The 19,785-nt window shown below is 42.4% G+C and carries 20 protein-coding genes; 1 reads left to right on the top strand and 19 read right to left on the bottom strand.

All coding sequences use genetic code 11. The annotated features are described in order from the left end of the window. Positions 1-74: 74 nt before the first annotated feature. The 15 genes from MHB50_RS08070 to prsW form a co-directional block, all read right to left on the bottom strand. Complete coding sequence (locus tag MHB50_RS08070) at positions 75-347, bottom strand: HU family DNA-binding protein (protein ID WP_077113310.1); 273 nt, start codon at positions 345-347, stop codon at positions 75-77. Positions 348-583: 236 nt separating this feature from the next. Further along, a complete protein-coding gene (gene spoIVA, locus MHB50_RS08065) occupies positions 584-2,062 on the bottom strand; it encodes a stage IV sporulation protein A (RefSeq protein ID WP_077113309.1) in 1,479 nt (492 codons plus the stop codon). Positions 2,063-2,214: 152 nt separating this feature from the next. Continuing rightward, the gene (locus MHB50_RS08060) at positions 2,215-2,925 is read right to left on the bottom strand and encodes a hypothetical protein (RefSeq protein WP_077113308.1); all 711 of its coding nucleotides are present in this window, start codon (positions 2,923-2,925) and stop codon (positions 2,215-2,217) included. Positions 2,926-2,968: 43 nt separating this feature from the next. Next, positions 2,969-3,169: a DUF2768 domain-containing protein gene (locus tag MHB50_RS08055; RefSeq protein WP_077113307.1), complete on the bottom strand. Its 201-nt coding sequence runs from the start codon at positions 3,167-3,169 to the stop codon at positions 2,969-2,971. 232 nt (positions 3,170-3,401) lie between these two features. Continuing rightward, positions 3,402-4,457, bottom strand: coding sequence for an NAD(P)H-dependent glycerol-3-phosphate dehydrogenase (locus MHB50_RS08050; protein WP_077113306.1), 1,056 nt, complete (start codon positions 4,455-4,457; stop codon positions 3,402-3,404). A gap of 20 nt (positions 4,458-4,477) precedes the next feature. Beyond that, the gene (der, locus tag MHB50_RS08045) at positions 4,478-5,785 is read right to left on the bottom strand and encodes a ribosome biogenesis GTPase Der (RefSeq protein WP_340085121.1); all 1,308 of its coding nucleotides are present in this window, start codon (positions 5,783-5,785) and stop codon (positions 4,478-4,480) included. A gap of 105 nt (positions 5,786-5,890) precedes the next feature. Then, a complete protein-coding gene (locus MHB50_RS08040; RefSeq protein WP_077113304.1) occupies positions 5,891-6,487 on the bottom strand; it encodes a hypothetical protein in 597 nt (198 codons plus the stop codon). 398 nt (positions 6,488-6,885) lie between these two features. Further along, a complete protein-coding gene (gene rpsA, locus MHB50_RS08035; RefSeq protein ID WP_077113303.1) occupies positions 6,886-8,028 on the bottom strand; it encodes a 30S ribosomal protein S1 in 1,143 nt (380 codons plus the stop codon). Between the two features lie 141 nt (positions 8,029-8,169). Further along, positions 8,170-8,754: a lysophospholipid acyltransferase family protein gene (locus tag MHB50_RS08030; RefSeq protein ID WP_340085120.1), complete on the bottom strand. Its 585-nt coding sequence runs from the start codon at positions 8,752-8,754 to the stop codon at positions 8,170-8,172. Further along, a complete protein-coding gene (gene cmk, locus MHB50_RS08025; RefSeq protein WP_077113301.1) occupies positions 8,751-9,431 on the bottom strand; it encodes a (d)CMP kinase in 681 nt (226 codons plus the stop codon). Before cmk ends, MHB50_RS08030 begins: the two co-directional genes overlap by 4 nt. 97 nt (positions 9,432-9,528) lie before the next feature. Beyond that, on the bottom strand, positions 9,529-9,696 hold the full coding sequence (locus MHB50_RS08020; protein ID WP_171973995.1) for a DUF5359 family protein: 168 nt from the start codon (positions 9,694-9,696) through the stop codon (positions 9,529-9,531). 57 nt (positions 9,697-9,753) lie between these two features. Then, positions 9,754-10,407 (bottom strand): PilZ domain-containing protein, encoded by a 654-nt coding sequence (locus tag MHB50_RS08015; protein ID WP_077113300.1) that lies wholly within the window; start codon positions 10,405-10,407, stop codon positions 9,754-9,756. Positions 10,408-10,517: 110 nt separating this feature from the next. Next, positions 10,518-11,867, bottom strand: coding sequence for a germination protein YpeB (ypeB, locus tag MHB50_RS08010; protein ID WP_340085119.1), 1,350 nt, complete (start codon positions 11,865-11,867; stop codon positions 10,518-10,520). A gap of 15 nt (positions 11,868-11,882) precedes the next feature. Further along, the gene (sleB, locus tag MHB50_RS08005) at positions 11,883-12,647 is read right to left on the bottom strand and encodes a spore cortex-lytic enzyme (RefSeq protein ID WP_236016959.1); all 765 of its coding nucleotides are present in this window, start codon (positions 12,645-12,647) and stop codon (positions 11,883-11,885) included. A 145-nt stretch (positions 12,648-12,792) separates the two neighbouring features. Beyond that, positions 12,793-13,485, bottom strand: a complete 693-nt coding sequence (gene prsW / locus MHB50_RS08000) for a glutamic-type intramembrane protease PrsW (protein ID WP_077113297.1) — start codon at positions 13,483-13,485, stop codon at positions 12,793-12,795. Positions 13,486-13,601: 116 nt separating this feature from the next. Between prsW and MHB50_RS07995 the strand changes: the two genes are divergently transcribed. Beyond that, on the top strand, positions 13,602-14,618 hold the full coding sequence (locus tag MHB50_RS07995; RefSeq protein WP_340085118.1) for an asparaginase: 1,017 nt from the start codon (positions 13,602-13,604) through the stop codon (positions 14,616-14,618). 190 nt (positions 14,619-14,808) lie between these two features. On the opposite strand, the gene MHB50_RS07990 is transcribed toward MHB50_RS07995, so the two are convergent. From MHB50_RS07990 to MHB50_RS07975, 4 genes are all read right to left on the bottom strand, one after another. Next, on the bottom strand, positions 14,809-15,795 hold the full coding sequence (locus MHB50_RS07990) for a YpdA family putative bacillithiol disulfide reductase (protein WP_340085117.1): 987 nt from the start codon (positions 15,793-15,795) through the stop codon (positions 14,809-14,811). Between the two features lie 351 nt (positions 15,796-16,146). Beyond that, the gene (locus tag MHB50_RS07985; protein WP_077113294.1) at positions 16,147-16,722 is read right to left on the bottom strand and encodes an adaptor protein MecA; all 576 of its coding nucleotides are present in this window, start codon (positions 16,720-16,722) and stop codon (positions 16,147-16,149) included. 1,108 nt (positions 16,723-17,830) lie between these two features. Beyond that, the gene (locus tag MHB50_RS07980; RefSeq protein WP_077113292.1) at positions 17,831-18,607 is read right to left on the bottom strand and encodes an ABC transporter; all 777 of its coding nucleotides are present in this window, start codon (positions 18,605-18,607) and stop codon (positions 17,831-17,833) included. Next, complete coding sequence (locus MHB50_RS07975) at positions 18,582-19,568, bottom strand: ABC transporter ATP-binding protein (RefSeq protein ID WP_077113291.1); 987 nt, start codon at positions 19,566-19,568, stop codon at positions 18,582-18,584. Before MHB50_RS07975 ends, MHB50_RS07980 begins: the two co-directional genes overlap by 26 nt. Between the last annotated feature and the right edge of the window lie 217 nt (positions 19,569-19,785).

The raw sequence follows: 19,785 nt of genomic DNA, 5'->3' as shown, positions 1-19,785 counted from the left end.
ATTACCATACAAATATATAAATAAAAAGGAACTGCCTCGGGCAGTTCCTCTCATACACTCAATGAGGTATGTAATTATTTTACCGCATCTTTAAGCGCTTTCCCCGGTTTAAATGCAGGTACTTTGCTTGCTGCGATATCAATCTCTTCTCCAGTTTGAGGATTGCGTCCTTTACGAGCTGCACGCTCGCGCACTTCAAAGTTGCCAAATCCAATTAGGGAAACTTTATTTCCATTGGACAATGCATCTTGAATGGATTGAAAGACAGCTTCTACCGCTTTTGTAGCGTCTTTTTTGGAAAGTTCAGCTGATTCTGCCACCGCATTGATTAGTTCTGTTTTGTTCATTCTGTTCACCTCCTCTATCGGCACATTATAACCTTTCACAAGCCTTATTACATGTGTTATCAAATTTTTGGATTTCTAAACATTTTCATGCCAGAAATCGTTGAAAAAGCTTTTGAATCAAGGTTCAACGAGCTTTTCTGCTTAACAGATTATCATATAAAAATTGTGATAGCAAGAAGAAATGCAATAAATAATGGAAAAGGCGCTGAATTTTTGTATATTCAGCGCCTTTTGTCCTATAAAATGATCGCAATCAAGCCTCCGGAACCCTCGTTGATGATCCTTTCCAATGTCTCTTTCAGCTTGTAACGGGCATTTTCCGGCATCATCGCAAGCTTTGCCTGAATGCCTTCTCTAACGAGGGAACTTAAGCTTCTTCCAAAAATATCGGAATTCCAAATGGAAAGCGGGTCATCTTCAAAGTCTTGCATTAAATAACGCACAAGTTCCTCACTCTGTTTTTCTGTTCCTATGATTGGGGCAAATTCGGATTCTACGTCCACTTTTATCATATGGATAGAAGGGGCCACAGCCTTCAGCCGGACACCAAACCGGGCGCCTTGCCTGATAATTTCTGGCTCATCCAAGCTCATGTCCTGTAATGATGGAGCAGCAATCCCGTATCCTGTTTGCTTTACCATGACGAGCGCATCGGAGATTTGGTCATACTCCCTCTTTGCTTCTGAAAAATCTTGCATCAGCTCCAGCAAATGATCTTTTCCTCGAATTTCAGTTCCGACAATTTCCGTAAGAACTTCATCATAAAGAGCATCTGGAGCAAATAAATCTATTTCCGCGACACCCTGGCCCATATCGACTCCGGCAAGCCCGGCATCCTCGATAAATTCGTAATCGTTAAAATGCTGTACTACCCGGTCTACATCACGCAGCCGTTTAATGTCCTTCACTGTTTCTTTGACGGCCTCCTGGTAATCTGCCCTGAGCCAATGATGATCTTTTAACACCATTACCCAGCTTGGAAGGTTGACATTGACTTCAAGCACCGGAAACTCATAGAGTGCTTCTCTTAATACATTTAACACATCGTCTTCTCGCATATTTTCCACTGACATGCTTAACACTGGAATATCATACTTCTCTTGCAGCTGGCCACGGAGCATTTCTGTTTCCGGGTGATGCGGCCTTGCTGAATTGACAACCATGATAAAAGGTTTACCGACTTCTTTTAATTCCTCAATGACACGCTCTTCCGCATCTACATAGTCTTGCCGCGGAATTTCTCCGATAGAACCATCTGTCGTTACGACAATCCCCAATACAGAATGCTCTTGAATCACTTTCCTCGTACCAATCTCGGCCGCTTCATGGAAAGAAATCGGTTCTTCATACCATGGGGTATGAATCATCCTCGGACCATTTTCATCTTCATATCCTTTTGCCCCAGGAACCGTATATCCTACACAATCTACCAGCCTTACATTTACTTCCAGTCCATCATCAACATGTACGGAAACTGCCTGATTTGGAACAAATTTCGGTTCGGTTGTCATGATCGTCCTGCCGGCTGCGCTTTGTGGCAATTCGTCTTGAGCACGAGCCCTGTCGGCCTCATTTTTAATATTCGGCAAAACGGCCAGTTCCATAAATTTTTTGATAAAAGTAGATTTCCCTGTTCGGACGGCCCCTACAATGCCCAAATAAATATCCCCGCCCGTTCTTTCTGCAATATCTTTAAAAATATCGACCTTTTCCAAGAGTTTCCCTCCTATCCTAGAATTCAAGGGACAACATGATCCCGTTTTATCGAAGTAAGACCTAGAAGGTGCGTGATGTTGTCCGATTTAAATGTACTTGATAAAATATAAATCCTTCTTCCACATTATATTTTGCGGAAGAAGGATTATGCCTATTTCGCCATATATATTGGCTCATTATTCTCATCTATTGTATACGGAACGGAAAAGGCAGGCACGATGGGCGAATTTTTATATAATATCGGCCTAATATCTTCTCCTTGTTTGAATGTTGTTTTTTCCTCCTGCAAAGCATTATAGAGGTCCGAAATATAGTCTACAAAAATCTCGCCTTCCCCATTAATGACAAACGGCAGATTGTTGTTCGTATAGGGAGATGTAGCATATTGCTCCTCTTCGTATCCCAGTTTTTTATAATCGAGCGTAAAGACATTATCTGCTAGAGTTTCTTTAAACGGCGGATAGCGATACGCTTGCATCCTGATCTTTAACTCTCTTATTTTTTCTGCGATGTGCAAATCAAATACTTTCACCGTCGGATTTGTTTCTACATCAATCAAAACATATTGATATACTCCCCCATTTTCATAAGCGTTTCCTGGAGGGGCTTCTAAAAATTGCGGTATCAGCTTTTTAAAGTCTATCGGATATTTTTGATAAATGGGTGTGCCCATCTCTTTTTCCTTGATAGGAAGCAGTCCTTCATTTGCTTCCTGGTATTTATCCACCGCCCGCTGTACTGATGCAATCTGCTCTTCATAAGGGACCTGATTCTCCACTTTTCGTTCCTGAGGAAAAAAACATCCGGGTAACACGAGCACAATGGCTATTATGGGCAGTGATCGCAACAACCACCTTTTCATGTATATGTACACTCCTTAAAATGCCTGATACTTATTCCATTTCTTAATAGGTCGGGCCTGTCAAGACGACAAACAGCATCAGCAGCCCCCCGATAATCATGCATGCCCACGCAGCGAGGGCCGTCACAACCTTTAAAAGCCCTTTATTAAGCTTGAATCTGCTAATATATATCGTAAGCATCGCCAGTGCCATAAGCACCATGGCAATAATCGATATCCACATTTTTTGCATTGATACTGACACGGAAGGTCCCCTCCAAATTGTATAGAAATAAAAAACTTGGCTTTAACTCGAAATCATTATAACACCCCGGCAAATGCCGGTAAAATAAAATTCACAAAAAAATGAAGCAAAAAGATGGATTTTTTGCTTCATCAAGTGTTGGAACTAAAAAACCCCATGCCCACGGTTTCTGCGAATCTCATTACAGCATATGTTGCATGAAAAAGAACGCATCCTCGTATGCCTATGGCCGCTATCTTTGTTCCATCTGCTCACTCAGAATGCCCACAAGATCTTCCATTTCGTGTTTCTTCAATCTTCCCATCAATTGGTCAACTGCATCCTTCGGATTGACAGCATTAAACAATACATTGTATAACGCTTCCGTAATTGGCATATTCGTTTTATATTTTTGTGCAAGCTGATACGCAGCTTTGGTTGTCCGTACACCTTCGACAACCATCCCCATATTTTCCAACACCTCATCCAATTTATGGCCTTTGCCGAGAAGATTCCCCGCTTTCCAATTGCGGGAATGGACACTGGTACATGTGACAATTAGATCACCGATGCCGGTCAACCCGGAAAATGTTAATGGATTCGCACCCATTTTCGTTCCCAGCCGGGATATTTCGGCAAGTCCTCTCGTAATGAGTGCCGCTTTGGCATTATCTCCATATCCAAGGCCGTCGGAAATACCGGCCGCCAGCGCAATAATATTTTTCAGAGCTCCTCCAATTTCCACTCCAATGAGGTCAGGGTTCGTATACACCCGAAAATGTTTGTTCATAAACAAATCTTGAATTTTTTGGGCGGCCTTCATATTTTTTGAGGAAACCGTCACTGTTGTTGGATGCCGCTCACCTACATCTTCCGCATGGCTCGGTCCTGATAGAACGACCAAGTCTTTCAGCAAACGAGACGGAATCTCATCTTCGATCATCTCCGATATTCTTTTATGCGTATCCGGCTCAATTCCTTTGCTTACATGAACAAATGTCAGCGGTTTGGCAATAATGGCGGCAATATCCTTGGCAATTTCTCTGATCGCCTCGGATGGAACAGCGATAATGACAGTCTCGGCCCCTTCCAGGGCATCTTCCAAAGAAACATATGCCTGAATATTTTCCGGCAGTTTTACCCCCGGCAAATATTTCGAATTGGTCCGCTGCTCATTGATCTCCTTTTGCTGTTCTTTATTTCTAAGCCATAATTGTACACGGTGTTCGTTGTCAGCCAATACGAGTGCCAAGGCCGTTCCCCAGCTCCCGGCTCCGATTACCGCGACGGTTTCTTTATCATTGTCCACTAGACTCACCTGCTTTGACTTTATTTCCTTTTTCGAGCGATAATTTTTAACGGCGTTCCTTCAAATTCGAATGCCTGCCGTATCGTGTTTCGCAGAAACCTTTCATAAGAAAAGTGCATTAATTCTGGTTCATTTACAAAGACAACAAAGGTTGGCGGCTTGACAGAAACTTGAGTGGCATAGTAAACTTTCAAGCGTTTTCCCTTATCTGCCGGCGCCGGGTTCATTGCGGCCGCATCCAAAATGACTTCATTTAACACGCTGGATTGGACACGCCTGGCGTGATTTTCACTAGCCATTTGAATCGCCGGAAGCAATGTTCCGATTCTTTTCTTTGTTTTGGCGGAAAGAAAAACGATGGGAGCATAATCAAGAAATTGAAACTGGTCTCTGATTTTCTCTTCAAAATTCCGCATCGTTTTCTCATCTTTTTCAACGGCGTCCCATTTATTGACGACGATAATGATCGCACGTCCAGCCTCATGGGCATAGCCGGCAATCCGTTTGTCTTGCTCGCGGATTCCTTCTTCCCCATCCAGCACGACGAGGACGACATCAGAACGCTCTATGGCTTTTAACGCTCTTAATACACTGTACTTTTCCGTACTTTCATATACTTTTCCTCTTTTGCGCATGCCTGCCGTATCAATGATGACATATTCCTGGCCGTCCACAATGTATGGGGTATCGACCGCATCACGCGTTGTGCCGGCAATCGGGCTCACAATGACTCTTTCTTCACCAAGAAGAGCGTTCACGAGAGAAGATTTTCCGACATTGGGTCTTCCGATCAAACTAAATTTAATGACATCTTCATCATACGGATCTCCGTGATCAGCCGGAAAATGTTTTATCACTTCATCCAGCAAATCTCCCAGTCCCAAACCGTGGGACCCCGATATAGGGAAAGGTTCGCCAAAACCAAGGGAGTAAAAATCATAAATTTGCGATCTCATTTCCGGATTATCCACTTTATTGACAGCTAAAACTACCGGCTTTTTGGATCTGAATAAAATCTTTGCCACTTCCTCGTCAGCCGACGTAACCCCTTCACGGGAATTGACAAAAATAATAACATCAGCCTCTTCTATGGCAATCTCTGCCTGCTGGCGGACTTCTTCCAGAAAAGGGGCATCACCTATATCAATGCCACCGGTATCAATTACATGAAAATATGTTGTCAGCCACTCGCCGGTTCCATATATCCTATCCCTCGTTACACCAGGCTCGTCTTCAACAATTGAAATCCTTTCGCCCACGATCCGGTTGAAGATCGTTGACTTTCCGACGTTTGGTCTTCCAACAATAGCTACGGTCGGCATTCCCATTCTCATCACTCACTTTAAATAAATATCAGTACAAATTATATTACATCCATACATGGTATCACAGCACTTATTTTTATGCCAAAAAGAAACCGGCAGCGGGAAGTGTTAGTGCATGACCCTTTGAGTGGCATGCTGTTTCATTATTCGTTTAACAGCAGTTAATAGATGAGCAATCAAAAGCAATGTGGCGCTCAGTCCAAAAATATCCAAATATTCCAAGGAGCCGACTGTATATGGCATACTCCACTGTGACAAAAACACTCCTAAAAAAATCTCCCCGAGCAAGGTTCCGACAACGATCGCAAAAAATCGGTAAAACAATGAAGCAGGATATAGAATCCATCCGATGATATACAAAGCGGAAGAAAGAAGGATTCTTTTATCTATGAGAACCCATACGGGATCATATAGTTCAAGTAAATAAGCACCTGCGTAGCCGACCATGATCGTGAGTGCCGAAAAAATGAAATACATTTTTTGGAGAAAAGACCACTTCGAGATCACCACACAGCTTCCCATCATTAATAAAACGGCGGCTCCGTTCACAGTAACGGATTTTACAGAAAACGATATCGATGAAACTACGAGCAATAACAGAGACAAAGCGGCAATCGGCAGCCTTGCCGGATCATCCTTATTTAATAAAAAGGTCGCGACAATCCATACGCCCCACAAAAAAAATAAAAATATAATTCCTGACATGAAAATCACCCCCATTTGTTTCATTATGGGATACAAATGAGGGCTTTAATCAAATTGATAGAGCGAAATTTCAAGCAGTGGGCTTTTTAGACAGGACGAAGGCTAGGATCGAAAGCGCCCTGTTGCAAGCTCAAGCAACGCATCCCCGAAGCCCGCGCTTTTTCTTCAGCGTGACGGTGGCGGCCAAGCTTTCCTTGTCCATCGCCGCGCTCGCACTCGTACTTCCCGCAGGTCGCTTTAGGATGCGTTCATGAATCAAGGTCGAAGCTTTTTACGTGTCTTGGCGACCCGCCCCGCATCAATCAGGCGATTGAAGCAGGGAGCTTGCTGCCGGTTTACGCGCGATAAAGTTTTCCTTATAGAACAACCTTCCGTTCTTCAACGGAAGGTTTGCAGACTTATTCGTTATTAAAATCTTTTAGCTTGTCGCCAATCATGTCACTAAGCTGGAATCCCTTTGTCTCTTCAACCGGTTCGTAATTGTTATCCCGGCTGTAATCTTGTTCTTCCAATTCCTTCATGCTTAAAGACATTCTTTGTTCTTCTTCGTTCGTGTCAAGAACTTTTACTTGTACGGTTTGCCCTTCTTGAAGAACTTCATGCGGCGTACCGATATGCTTATGGGAAATTTGGGAGATATGGACAAGTCCTTCTACTCCCGGGAAGACTTCAACGAAGGCGCCAAATGATACGAGACGTTTGACTGTTCCTTCGAGAACTGTTCCCCTGGGAGCCTTCTCCGCTATATTTGTCCAAGGTCCAGGCAAAGTTTCCTTGATGGACAGAGAAATTCTCTCGTTTTCCTTATCTACCGACAATACTTTTACTTGTACTTTCTCGCCTTCCGTTACGACGTCCGAAGGTTTTTCAACATGATGGTGGGCCAGCTGGGAAATATGCACCAATCCGTCCACCCCGCCGATATCGACAAATGCGCCAAAATCGGTTATGCGTTGAACTGTTCCCTCAAGCACTTGTCCAACTTCAAGATTTTCCAGCAATTGTTTCTTTTCCCGTTTCTTTTCTTCTTCAACAACTGCGCGATGGGAAAGAATGAGGCGGTTTTTTTCTTTATCCAGTTCCACAATCTTAAACGAAAGAGTTTTTCCTTGATATCCGCTGAAATCTTCTACATAATAATCTTCAACCAAAGAAGCTGGTACAAAGCCGCGAACACCCAGATCAACCACGAGGCCGCCCTTAACCACTTCGTTTACTTCTGCATCGAATATTTCATTATTTTCAAAGCGTCTTTCCAATGTTTCCCACGCATTTTCAGCATCAACCTTACGCTTTGAAAGAATGAGTAAGTTCTCTTCTACTTTCGTAACGATTAAGTCAAGGACATCTCCCTCAGATATTACATCAGATGCTTTTTCAACATGGAGACTGGAAAGTTCACTAATCGGGATAATTCCATTTACTTTGCTGTTTTCAATGTCCACAAGAACTTGCTTTTCTTCAATTTTGGTAACTGTTCCTTTTAACTTGTCACCTTCGTTAAATGTTACCTCTTCAATATTGTTCATATCCTCTGACACTTTTACTCCTCCTATCCGGCTTAAAGATGCGCATGAATGGATTCCATTTAGCAAAAAAGAAGAACACCAATCCGCACATTTCTTTAAAATCGTCTTGATATTAACTTCTTACAAATAAGAATCTTTGTCAAGCAATACACGTCAGCCTTTGTTGTCATTGATTAATTTTTTTATGTGAGACATAATGACTTCTGTCGCCTCTTCGGCAGAACGCTTTCCCCTTCTTATTTCTTCAAAGTCGATGGGCGGCCCATAAACGACCGTAATTTTTCCGAAAGGTTTATACGGTCCGATAATCGCACAAGGCAAAACAGCTGCCTCAGATCTTAAAGCAAAAAAACCGGCTCCGGCAAGCCCCTTGCCGACTTCCCCTGTTTTGCTGCGGGTTCCTTCCGGAAACAGCCCGATGACATGCCCCTCTTTTAAGACTTTCAGCCCCGTTCTCAAAGCACCTCTGTCACTCATGCCCCTTTTTACCGGAAACGCCCTCACATGAGGCAATACCCACTTTAAAACCGGGGCTTTGAACAACTCTTCTTTCGCCATAAAAGATACTGGGCGCGGGCAAGTTATCCCAACCATCGGGGGATCGAGGTTAGATATATGGTTGGAGCAAAGGAGCACCCCGCCTGACTTTGGAAAATGTTCAATTCCTTTTATTTCCACCCGGTATAAAACCTTCAAAATGCCTTTGACGACTGTTCTTGCAAATATATAAAATTTCAAGACACTTCGATCCTTTCATTTGCCAAATGTATGATTTTGGAAACGACCTCATCCACGGAGAGGAATGAAGTGTCTATTTCGATCGCGTCTTCCGCTTTTCTGAGCGGCGATATTTTACGCTCCGTATCCTGTTTGTCCCGAGCCAGGATGTTTGTTTTGATTTTGGCAAGATCGGAAGGATATCCTTTTTCCATATTTTCTTTATGGCGTCTTTCAGCTCTAATATCCGCACTCGCCAATAAGAAAATTTTCAATTCTGCATGGGGCAGTACATTGGTCCCGATATCTCTGCCATCCATTACAACGCCGCCGGCATTGCCCAAGGCTTTTTGACGGGCAACCATTTCATCGCGAATCAACTTATGGGCAGCAACAATAGACACATTATTCGTTACATCTGGCTCGCGTATTTCTTTCGTAACATCCTTCCCGTCAAGAAGCACTATCTGCTTTTGGCCGTCATGTTTCAATTCAATCGTTGTTTCTTTTAGAACACGTATCAAATCTTCTTCGCTGCGTATATTTATATGTTCCTTTATTGCCTTATATGTAAACGCCCTGTACATAGCACCGGTGTCAATATAGATGTAAGAAAGCCGATCCGCAACAATTTTGGCCACGGTGCTTTTCCCGGCTCCGGCTGGGCCGTCTATGGCAATGCTTATTTTTTTTGTCAACCTGTTCACCTGCTTACCTGTTTATGGACATGTTTTATTTTACCATATTCTGTACACGTCGATCATAAACAAATATTAAAAAATCTCGAAAAGCTGTTCATAAATCGAGGGGTGCTTCATTTATTTCGGAAGAAACCCCCTCATATAAAAATACTTTGTTTAAATTTAAAAGATAAGTAGACGGTTGAAAAAAACCTTGAACAAGGATGAGAATAATGAGGTGAACAATAATCAACTTGCAAAGCAGCCGTTCAAAAATAGACATAGGCTCCCTCCTTTTTCTATAGTATGCAATAAATGAGGGAGCATTATTCGGTGAAACTTAGTGTAAGAATCCTTTTTTTCGGTGAGCAAGCTGCTTTTCAAAACAGAATTTCGTCAACACTTGTTGGTCATTTCGGTCGGGATTCATATACTTTACGGAAACATACTCCGTTTCTTTTCTCGTAAATGTTCGGATGACGATACATTGAAAAGTCATTGTATACATTTTCCCGGATTTCATTTTAATGGTAAATTCTACGGTGCCATGTTCTCCTTTTTGCAATTGCACGCCATCGGGAAGAATGGCGGCACAACCTCCCGCACTGATATTGTCAGTGACGGTCACAAATTCGATAGCCTTTCCCGGGAAGCGAAAGGTGATGTCAACTGCTGTTTCCACCCTGACGTATTCCCGCCTCTGTATTCTTTTTATATGGTGATCTCCAGGAAGCGGGAGCTCAACCAACGGAACAGTATCTTTCACAGTTCGGCTTACCTTCGTATGAAAACAATAACTTGCGGAGTTTTCATCTGTAAAAAAAACAGTCAACTCGGTATCAGGAGGTATAAAGGCCACTCTTTTTGTTTCCTTGTTAATCGGGTAATAGATATAGAAATGAGTATCATTCAGGTCAGCGACTTTCCCTTTGTAATGTTTCACCATCCCATCTTGATTCATTTCCAGCGTTAAATCCAAACCTATATACAGCATGGGCAAGCACTTCCTACTCATTCTTGTTACATCTATTATGTCATGAAAAAACAACATTTTCCAGATTATTTCTGAATAGGGATAAAAGAAAGCAGCCGCTAGTGGGCTGCTTAAATCACGTCTTCGTATATGGGTTCGGCATTTTGCATTTTTTCCACTTTTTCTTCATAGCCATTCTCAGCATTGATATATATTCGATACGTATCATTGTCCATTGTGCCAATTACTTCGTAGCAAAGCACTTCATCCCCAAGGTCGTTCGTAATGACGGCAAGCCCGTCCTCCATGACCTTGACATTGGAATTTAGATTACCGCGAGCCTCTTCTTTCGTTATTTTCGGGGAAGGCAGATCCCGCTCGCGATTGCTTTGCAAGTAATCACTGCCTGTAAATCCGACAATTTGTCCATTATCAAGCGCCACCTTGATTTTAATGGATTCCGGATAAATTCGGACATCGTCCTGCATGGTGACATATGTCAACAAGCCTGTCGAATCGTACTGGACACTTTCCGCTAATTGTAATTTTTTATAACCATGCTTTTGTAAAAATTGTTCCGCTTTTTTCGCGGCCTCGTTTAAACTGATTTTTTGGTCCTTTACTTCACGGTTATCCATAAAATATATGGGGTAACCTCCGGTTTTTGTAATATCCATGGCAGCCTCATGTCCTTTGCCGTTTTTCAGTACGACATTATAGAATCCATATGCGGACCCCTTTCCGTTTTCAGTGACACGGACATCTTTCGGTTTTTGTATCCCGCTATATTTTTGAGCGAGTTTTATCGCTTCATTTTTGGAGATTTTTTTCCCTTTTAAGTGATCAAAATTTTCGTCCCGCTGTTGAAAGCTGACGATTGACGAGTTTTGTAAATTTTCTTCATCATAACCGGTTGCCTTTTTCTCTACTGTCTTAAAACCATCGATGATCGTATTATCAGCATTTTCTTTTCCTGAGGCCATTGCCGATTCGACATCCATCCACCGTAAATTTTCTTTGAGGACAAGATTCTGTACTTTTCTTAACTCATTCCTGATTTCACCGCTTTGGTTATATAAGCTCTTTAATGTTTTTTGCTCTTTTGCAGAAAGCGGTTCATCGTCCAAGTTTCGAACTGCCGTTTTATAACTGAAATCACCGATATTTGACAAAAATTGTTCTGTCTTATTGAAAGGAAGCAGCGTCAATGGCAATTGTCCCACCTGCCCGCGGGCATCGGAAGTAATCCTCCACACATCGGCCAAAGCGGGCGACAGTGACCTGCTTGAGTTCATAGCGAGTGTGCTGCCAATTTTATCGTGCAATAAGTCCATTTGGTATGTTAAATCGTGAAATGCTCTTTGATAGTTGTTTTCGGCATTGATCAAAATCGCGTTTTTTTCCTGGTGTTCTTGATAGCCCCACGCCCCTGTCCCGACAACTGCAACGGCAAGAACAACCAATAATATGTTTCTAAGCAATGATGGCACCTCCAGTCATTTACAAAAGATGTGTTTCCCGATTCGCTTAATTTGCGGTCTTGTCCAAATCCAGGCGCTTGTTGCGGTGTCTGGATTGAAATAATATAGGGCGCTGGTTGATGGGTCCCACCCATTAATGGCATCCAAAACCGCTCGTTTTGATGTTTCATTCGGCGTTAGCCATATTTGTCCGTCAGCTACCGCGGTAAAGGCTCTCGGTTCAAAAATCACTCCCGAGACTGTGTTTGGAAATAGCGGACTGTTTACCCGATTTAATATGACGGCGGCAACCGCCACTTGCCCTTCATAAGGCTCCCCCCTTGCTTCACCATGCACAGCGTTTGCCATTAGCTGTATGTCATTTTGTGAAAACCCTGCTGGCGTATTGACCGCTGTTGGCGCCTGCCTTTTGGGAGCAGGAGCGGGACCTGTCTGCTTTGATGGTTCTGTTCCGCCGTAATGAGTGAATTTTTTTCCTTTCTTGATTTGCTCTTTGACAAATTGCTTGTTGTACTTGGACGCTTTTACCAATTTTGCTTTTGTGGCTTCACCAGCCAGACCATCCACTTTTAATCCGAAACTTTCTTGAAAGTTTCTAAGCGCCCAATATGTGCCCCAACCGAATACTCCGTCTATTTGCCCTTGATAGTAGCCTAAATACTGAAGCCGTGACTGCAATTCGATCACATCATCACCAACAGCGCCCTTTTGGATCACCTGGTTTGTAAAGGCGTCCGTTTTATGGGCAGGTGCGGCTGATAGCCCGAAACAGCACATCATTAAGATGAGAACAAGTTTATATTTTGCGCCAAACCTCATGTCACACCCTCCAAAGAATAAATTGTCATAGGGTTATTATGAGGAATGACGCATTTTTTATTCATAATGGCCGGCCTTGGCCACTATAAAAAAAGAACACCCCCACTTAAGAAATGGAGGCGTCCCTGCTTTGAAGTTTTTTCTTATAAAATTCTTTTGTCATCAGATGGGCATGCTTCACTTTCTTGAGTCCAAGCCACCAAAGAAATAGCATAAATGGAAAAATATAATAAATCCAGTTCCTTCCGGACAGCAAGATATAATCATATAATCCATGGAGAACAAAAGGCACAAAAAAAGCAGTAAACACCCATTTCCAACTATTTTTTTCCGTTTGAAACTTACCCTTTCCCAAGTAATAGCCCATTATAACACCGAATAGAGCATGGCTTGACACCGGGAGCAAAGCGCGGCCAAAGGCGAGACTTACGCCGTTTGCAGCCAAGTATATAATGTTTTCCACGGTGGCAAAGCCGAGTGATATACTCGCTCCATAAACAATCCCATCAAACGGCTCATCAAACTCGGCATGTTTATACACATATAGAAACAGGACAAACCATTTAAAAAATTCTTCCGTTAACGATACAGAGAAAAATGATGACAAAATATCGCTTTGAAAAATCCCTTCAACACTCATAACATATTGAATAAACATGATTGGAAAGGTCAAAATGGCACCAAGCAAAAATGTTTTAAAGACAATCAGCACAGGTTCCTGCCCAAACTGGTCCCGCAAGTAGAAATAACTCAGCAAAGCCAGCCCCGGGGCAACTCCAGCTGATATAATTGCAAGCATTATGCGGCCCTCTTTCTCTTTTTCTCTCTTTTTCTTTCTTTTTCTTTCCTTTCATCGTATCATGGAACTGACCTTTTGAACATGGCAGATCGTAAAAAATTCTAGGAGTTGAAAAGATGAAAACATTGCTTGTGATTCATACAGGCGGTACGATAGCGATGAAGAAAGATTCGACTACACAAACAGTGGGAATCGGACCAAGCAATCCGTTGACCGAATCGACCGGCGAATTGTCGGATTCCACCCATATAAACGTCATTGAGCCTTTTCATAAGCCCTCTCCCCATATGACCGTCACCGACATGGTTTACTTAAAAAAAATCATTGAAAAGGAATGTTCCGAGCAAGATTACGATGGGGTCGTGATTACTCACGGAACAGACACATTGGAAGAAACCGCCTTTTTTCTGGATTTGACAGTACAAGTGGATGTTCCAGTTGTATTGACCGGGGCGATGCGTTCAAGCAATGAAAACGGCGCCGACGGTTTGCGTAATTTCATTTCAGCGATCCGCACGGCTGAGGAAGAACAAGCGAAAAACAAAGGGGTGCTCGTTGTCTTTAATGATGACATACATACAGCTATTGAAGTAACGAAAACACATACTACAAGCGTGGCCGCGTTTCAAAGCCCTGTTGCAGGCCCTGTCGGAACCATTACCCCCCATCAAATTTTATTCCACTATAATCCTTTATTGCAGAAGAAACTGCCAGTACAAGAAATGAGCAAAAAGGTCGGGTTGTTAAAAGCATATGCCGGAATGGATTCATCCATGTTTTTGGCACTAAGGGATATGGCGTATGACGGTATCGTCATTGAAGCATTGGGGCAAGGAAATCTTCCTCCCGGATCAATACGAGGCATCGAAATGCTTATAAATTCTGGATGTCCTGTTGTGGTTGTGTCAAGGTGTCAAAGTGGATTCGTTTATCCAACGTATGATTACCAAGGAGGAGGAAGCCACTTGAAAGACTTGGGCGTCATTTTTTGCCATGGTGTAAACGGACAAAAAGCCCGGATCAAATTAATGGCCGCATTGATGAACACGGAAGACCGAAACGAATTATCCCGAATCATGGCAACACACTCTTCCCCTTCCATTGAACATTCGTTAAAAACCGCAAGCGATTGACGTACCGACTCGGAGGAGGACGATGGTGGCGATTGCAAAAAGCTACAGATCAGAACCGATTGTCATACTTGAAAGATCAACATTTTACTATGGGTGAATGCATCTTTCAGGAAACTTTCCCAAAAGATGTGTTCACCACGTGTACGAATAAGGCTTTATTTTTTCTTTTAACAAAAAAACATCCCGGATATTAAGTAGACCGGGATGCACACATCATTTCTTTTTCTTTAATCGCTTTGGCGATTTGGCCGCCATGAAAGCGCCCATTTTCTATAAATATTTCATTCGCGTTGTTTCCGGCTGCGATCACTCCCGCAATAAATAAATCCGGGATGTTCGTTTCCATCGTTTCCGGGTCAAATAAAGGCTTTCCTGTCCTGTCATCCATGTTGACCCCCATTGCTTTGATAAAAGAGTGATCCGGATGATAACCTGTCATGGCAAAAACAAAGTCGTTATGTAGCTCCTCTTCCTTATCATCCACAACATACCGAATCGTTTTATCTGTAATTTCGCGAACAACAGCATTAAAAACCATGGAAATTTCACCGTTCCTCACGAGCGCTTCGAAGTCCGGCAATACCCACGGTTTAATGCTCGGTGAATATTCGCTGCCACGGTATAGGACAGTCACGCGCGCCCCGGATTTTTGCAATTCCAAGGCTGCATCAATGGCCGAATTTTTGCCGCCGATCACGGCGACATCTGTATCAAAATACGGATGAGCTTCTTTGAAATAGTGGTACACTTTGTCAAGCTCCTCACCCGGGATATTCATCATATTCGGACTATCGTAATAGCCGGTGGCGACAATGGCATACCGCGCGCGATAGATGTCTTTATCCGTTGTGATTGTAAAAAAACCGTTCTCTTTCTGGATACTTAAAACTTTCTCAAACCTGTTGATCCTTACATTCGTTCTTTTGACGACTTCACGATAATACGTCAAGGCCTCATTCCGTTTAGGCTTACGATTAACGGTGATAAATGGAATATCTCCGATTTCCAACTTCTCACTTGTGCTGAAAAAGGTTTGATGGGTTGGATACCGATATATGGCATTGACAATATTTCCTTTTTCAATGATCAATGGATTTTTTCCTATATTTTTCAATGCAATTGCCGCAGACAGGCCGCAGGGCCCTCCCCCAACAATGATGCATTCTTCTTGTACCATGTGCGAAAACTCCCCTATCTTGGCGATTAATAAGAAAAGCGCAAGCGTCTGTTCATCGACCCACAGACTGGAACACCTCGGCGGGAAAAAGGAAACAAGGAAGCGATGTTGAGATGGTGCTCGTATAATGTTTCCTCGTGTCGCCGTCGTGCACGGTGCGACGAGGCGAGGCTTAACCCTCATCGAACCTGCTGGCGAAGCCTGCTAGTCGATGCGCGCTGGAACTAGACAACAAAACCTTACGTTTAAAATGTAAAACGAAAAAACTTGTACTTCCTTACCTTACAAAAAAAGCTCCTATTCATTATGATAGGAGATTTTTAGAAGTTGTGCAAAACTTACGTGCCGGCCTTAAAAGTGTTGCTGTAATATATAGATTGCCTCATTTTTAACAATCAATTCTCCATAATCGTCCAAGTAGGCATCAGAAAAGATGGACTTGTCGCCATACTCGCTGAACAGACTGTCAAAATACTCATAGTGCTTCGGATTTGCCTTCACTTTGAAAAAATACTTATTTTTAAACGCATATAAAGAGTTTTTCCCTAATGGCACCGAAGATTCTTTTAGCCTTTTTGACAATAATATGACATGTTCAAAATCATCAAATTGAAACAGAAGACTTCGGTTCCTTTTATTGGAATCATTTCCAGCTATGATGGATGGAATATCGTCTTCTTCATCATCTTCTTCAATCGTCAAAATGAGAACAAGTTCTTTGGATGTCAGTGAAAAAATTTCAACGGAGACGGCGCCGAAATGATTTAACTCAAATATGCGACCGGCTTCATCCAACATTTCATCAAATAAAACGTCCCATAAAAAAGATTCCTTCAAAATTTCATCTTGGAGAAACCCCTTTTTCGTCAGCTCTTCAAATGTAATGGAATATTTAATTTTGTTGGCTGCTATTCTTTCGAGTTTCATGTCATCCGCCCCCTGCCCGATGCTGTTACCTCCATCATATGAAGGAGCGGGCGGATGGTTCAAGAAAGGTCTTTTGGAATGAAATTTACTTTTAACTTTCTCCATGTGTGATCGGTGTAAGATGGTTTTTTTGCCTGGCACCGAGCTTTAAGGGAAGTAGTGCGTCGCATCCATGTGGATGAGAGGCGCGCAACGTTTTTACGCATCCATAACACGGATCAGGTCAATACTAAACGGTCGGACTAAATACGGGAAAGGAAAACCGGGAAAGGACAAGACTGACCAAAAACCGACTGCTGAAAATGCAACGGGAATGGAAGAAACTTGAAACGGGTGAAGAATGGTTTCTAAAAAATGGAGCGAACCCAAAAGAAAGCGTTTTAGACTGCTTCAAGAAAAAGTTTGCGTTTCACGAGGAAGAACGCTTTCCACTCGGGCTGTTTGTTCTATGGCGTGGGATTGGCGTGTTTTATCATTGCCACCCGTTCAACATGTGGTTTGATTTCGGCTCTATAAGGCATAATGCTTGCCGCGCCTAATGGCGCTTGTTCCTGTTTAATAACTGCCTATGCCGACTAAAGAGAGTGTTTATTACGATGCCTCGTCTTCGATGATCTCTGCTTCCTCTTGCTGCTGGATATACCTTCGCTATTGATCCCTGCTGCGCAACTGACATTATTCTCGCGGAATAGATCTGGGCTGCCGCTTCCTTTTTCATTTAGAATACGATCAAGCACCATGAGGGCACTTTTTCATTTGAGGAATTTCATAAATGCTGACCCACTATTGTCGTATATCTTCACTACATGAACGTTTTCCGTCACTCACACTTGCTTTGATCAATTCACTTTTTTGTGTTGGCATAGCTCCTCAAGTAGGTCCGTACTTTTTTTCGTATCTCATTGAAAAGCTTACCGACAGTATTTGAAATGAATATGATGATGTTCATTACAGTACAATCGAAGTGTGTGATAATCGATTTATACTCATGGCTATCGTCCTCTTTTGCTTGAGAATTGGTTTCGCCAGCCAAATCTCAAGCAAGGACGATTTTTCAATCCTTCCTGCTTTTGCAAGTTTTGTTCTCATTAGCATAGGCTGGAGCTTTTTAATAATGAGCCAGTAAGCCCTTTTTCATCGCGAAACGTTCACAACCAAGAAAAACAAAAAGACCCAGACCAAAATATACAATTGTGTTAATCCCTAAAAACAGATAGTCACCCCAAGTAAAATCAAACAAACCAGCATTATAAATCATTACATGCCGGATAAGATCAACCCCTTTTACGAAGGGAGCAAATTTGAGATAAGGAGCGACCGATAAGGGAACAAAGGTCAAACCCATCAAAATAAATTGAAAAATTTGCAGGAAGGCATGGATCTGTTTCACAATAACAGAAAGACCGGCAATCATGAACCCGACCCCAAACATGCTTAGCAATGTAAGAAATAAGATCGGCAGGATGGTTATTACATCCAAGTTTAACCATTGTCTTGCGGTCGCCATTGAAAGAAAGAGCAATCCAGAGATAATGACAAAGTAGAGTATTGACAGGGATACTAAGCGGGTAACCATGATTCGCCACATTCCCATAGGGGACATGGCGAGCTGTTCCAACGTCCCGCGCATCGCCTCGTTCGTGATTTCATAACCAATATTTTGCATAACCATGATTCCTAGAAACCAAATAACATAGTTGACGATCACGTGTTGTGTCGTAATCTCTTGTATCGTTGCTTCACCAAAAAACTGAATGCCCAGAAACATTCCTAAAAAGACGATGTAGAAGGTAAACGCTAACGCAATCGTATTGGGCAAATAACGTTTTAATTCGAGATATTCTTTTATTAAATTTGCTTTAAATAGATTGAGCCAGCGTTTCATGTGTTTTTTCCCCTTTTATCAGCTTAATAAAGACTTGTTCAAAATGGAGCATCCCGCGATCAATGGATTCAATCACAACTCCTTCATGTCTCAACATATCAAACAGTTCATAAATCTGTTCACTAACAGAGAAGCTAATCTCTAATACCGAATGGTGAGAAGCCGGCAAATAATTGAACATTGGAAATTTATTCTTTAATTTGCTCAATTGGTGCTCATTTAAATGTCCTTCCAACGAAATGGAATAAGCACGGGCGTCAAACAAGCGCAGCAAATTACTAACCTGATCATCAGCTACGATTTCTCCGTCACTAATGATGATGACTCGCTCACATAAATCCTGAACGACTTCCATGTCGTGAGTGCTAATAATAATTGTGCGATTGTCAACCTGGGCAATACTTCTTAATAGTTCCCGAACCTCATGCCTTGTTCCTACATCTAAACCAAGAGTAGGCTCATCCAATAAAATAACATCACTGTCAGCAAGCATCGCTACTGCAATCGCCAGCTTTTGTTGCATTCCTCGAGATAAGCGATTAACGAGTTCGTTTTCTTTTTCCTCAAGACGAAATTTCCGCAACAAATCATCCACTCGCGAAGTAATCTTCTTTTGCGACACTCCTCTGTTACCAGCAAAATATTCCATGTTTTCCCTAACAGTTAAACGCCAGTACAAGTTTCGATTGCCTTCTAAAACAGCGCTAATATGACTTAGAGCTTTTAATCGGTGTTTTTTGTTATCGATGCCTTTGATAAAAACGGTGCCCGCATCCGGTATTAAGAGACCACACATCATTTTGATCGTTGTAGTTTTTCCGGCCCCGTTTGGCCCTAAAAGTCCAAGAACTTCTCCCGCTTTAACCGAGAAAGATATTCCATTTACTGCTTGAACCTGCTCTTTTGATTTTCGTTTCTTATATGCTTTTGTAATATTGTTAACCTCCACCACCAGTCCCACTTACTTCATCCTCTCCTTTATGTTTAAGTTACGCAAGAGACGAATCAAGAATCCATTTACATCTTCATCGTTCATATAAGAAATCGCAAACCTCCGAGAGTACTCGGTAAAGCTACCCCAATAAAGGGGAAGATGGTCGGTGAGATGGATTCGTTACGGTTGGTTGTACAGGTTGCGCCGGGAGTCAATCTGCTAAAATAAACAGAACCATAAATGA

It is taken from the genome of Siminovitchia sp. FSL H7-0308 (assembly GCF_037980985.1).
Taxonomy (GTDB): Bacteria; Bacillota; Bacilli; order Bacillales; family Bacillaceae_C; genus Siminovitchia; species Siminovitchia thermophila.
This window is presented reverse-complemented; position numbering and strand designations above follow the sequence as displayed.

Coding starts and splice junctions, on each gene's coding strand:
- MHB50_RS08070 (WP_077113310.1), bottom strand. CDS start 347: ATGAACAAAACAGAACTAATCAATGCGGTGGCAGAATCAGCTGAACTT.
- MHB50_RS08060 (WP_077113308.1), bottom strand. CDS start 2,925: ATGAAAAGGTGGTTGTTGCGATCACTGCCCATAATAGCCATTGTGCTC.
- der (WP_340085121.1), bottom strand. CDS start 5,785: ATGGGAATGCCGACCGTAGCTATTGTTGGAAGACCAAACGTCGGAAAG.
- MHB50_RS08040 (WP_077113304.1), bottom strand. CDS start 6,487: ATGTCAGGAATTATATTTTTATTTTTTTTGTGGGGCGTATGGATTGTC.
- MHB50_RS08020 (WP_171973995.1), bottom strand. CDS start 9,696: ATGTCTATTTTTGAACGGCTGCTTTGCAAGTTGATTATTGTTCACCTC.
- MHB50_RS08015 (WP_077113300.1), bottom strand. CDS start 10,407: ATGCTGTATATAGGTTTGGATTTAACGCTGGAAATGAATCAAGATGGG.
- sleB (WP_236016959.1), bottom strand. CDS start 12,647: ATGATGTGCTGTTTCGGGCTATCAGCCGCACCTGCCCATAAAACGGAC.
- prsW (WP_077113297.1), bottom strand. CDS start 13,485: ATGCTTGCAATTATATCAGCTGGAGTTGCCCCGGGGCTGGCTTTGCTG.
- MHB50_RS07995 (WP_340085118.1), top strand. CDS start 13,602: ATGAAAACATTGCTTGTGATTCATACAGGCGGTACGATAGCGATGAAG.
- MHB50_RS07990 (WP_340085117.1), bottom strand. CDS start 15,795: ATGGTACAAGAAGAATGCATCATTGTTGGGGGAGGGCCCTGCGGCCTG.
- MHB50_RS07985 (WP_077113294.1), bottom strand. CDS start 16,722: ATGAAACTCGAAAGAATAGCAGCCAACAAAATTAAATATTCCATTACA.
- MHB50_RS07980 (WP_077113292.1), bottom strand. CDS start 18,607: ATGAAACGCTGGCTCAATCTATTTAAAGCAAATTTAATAAAAGAATAT.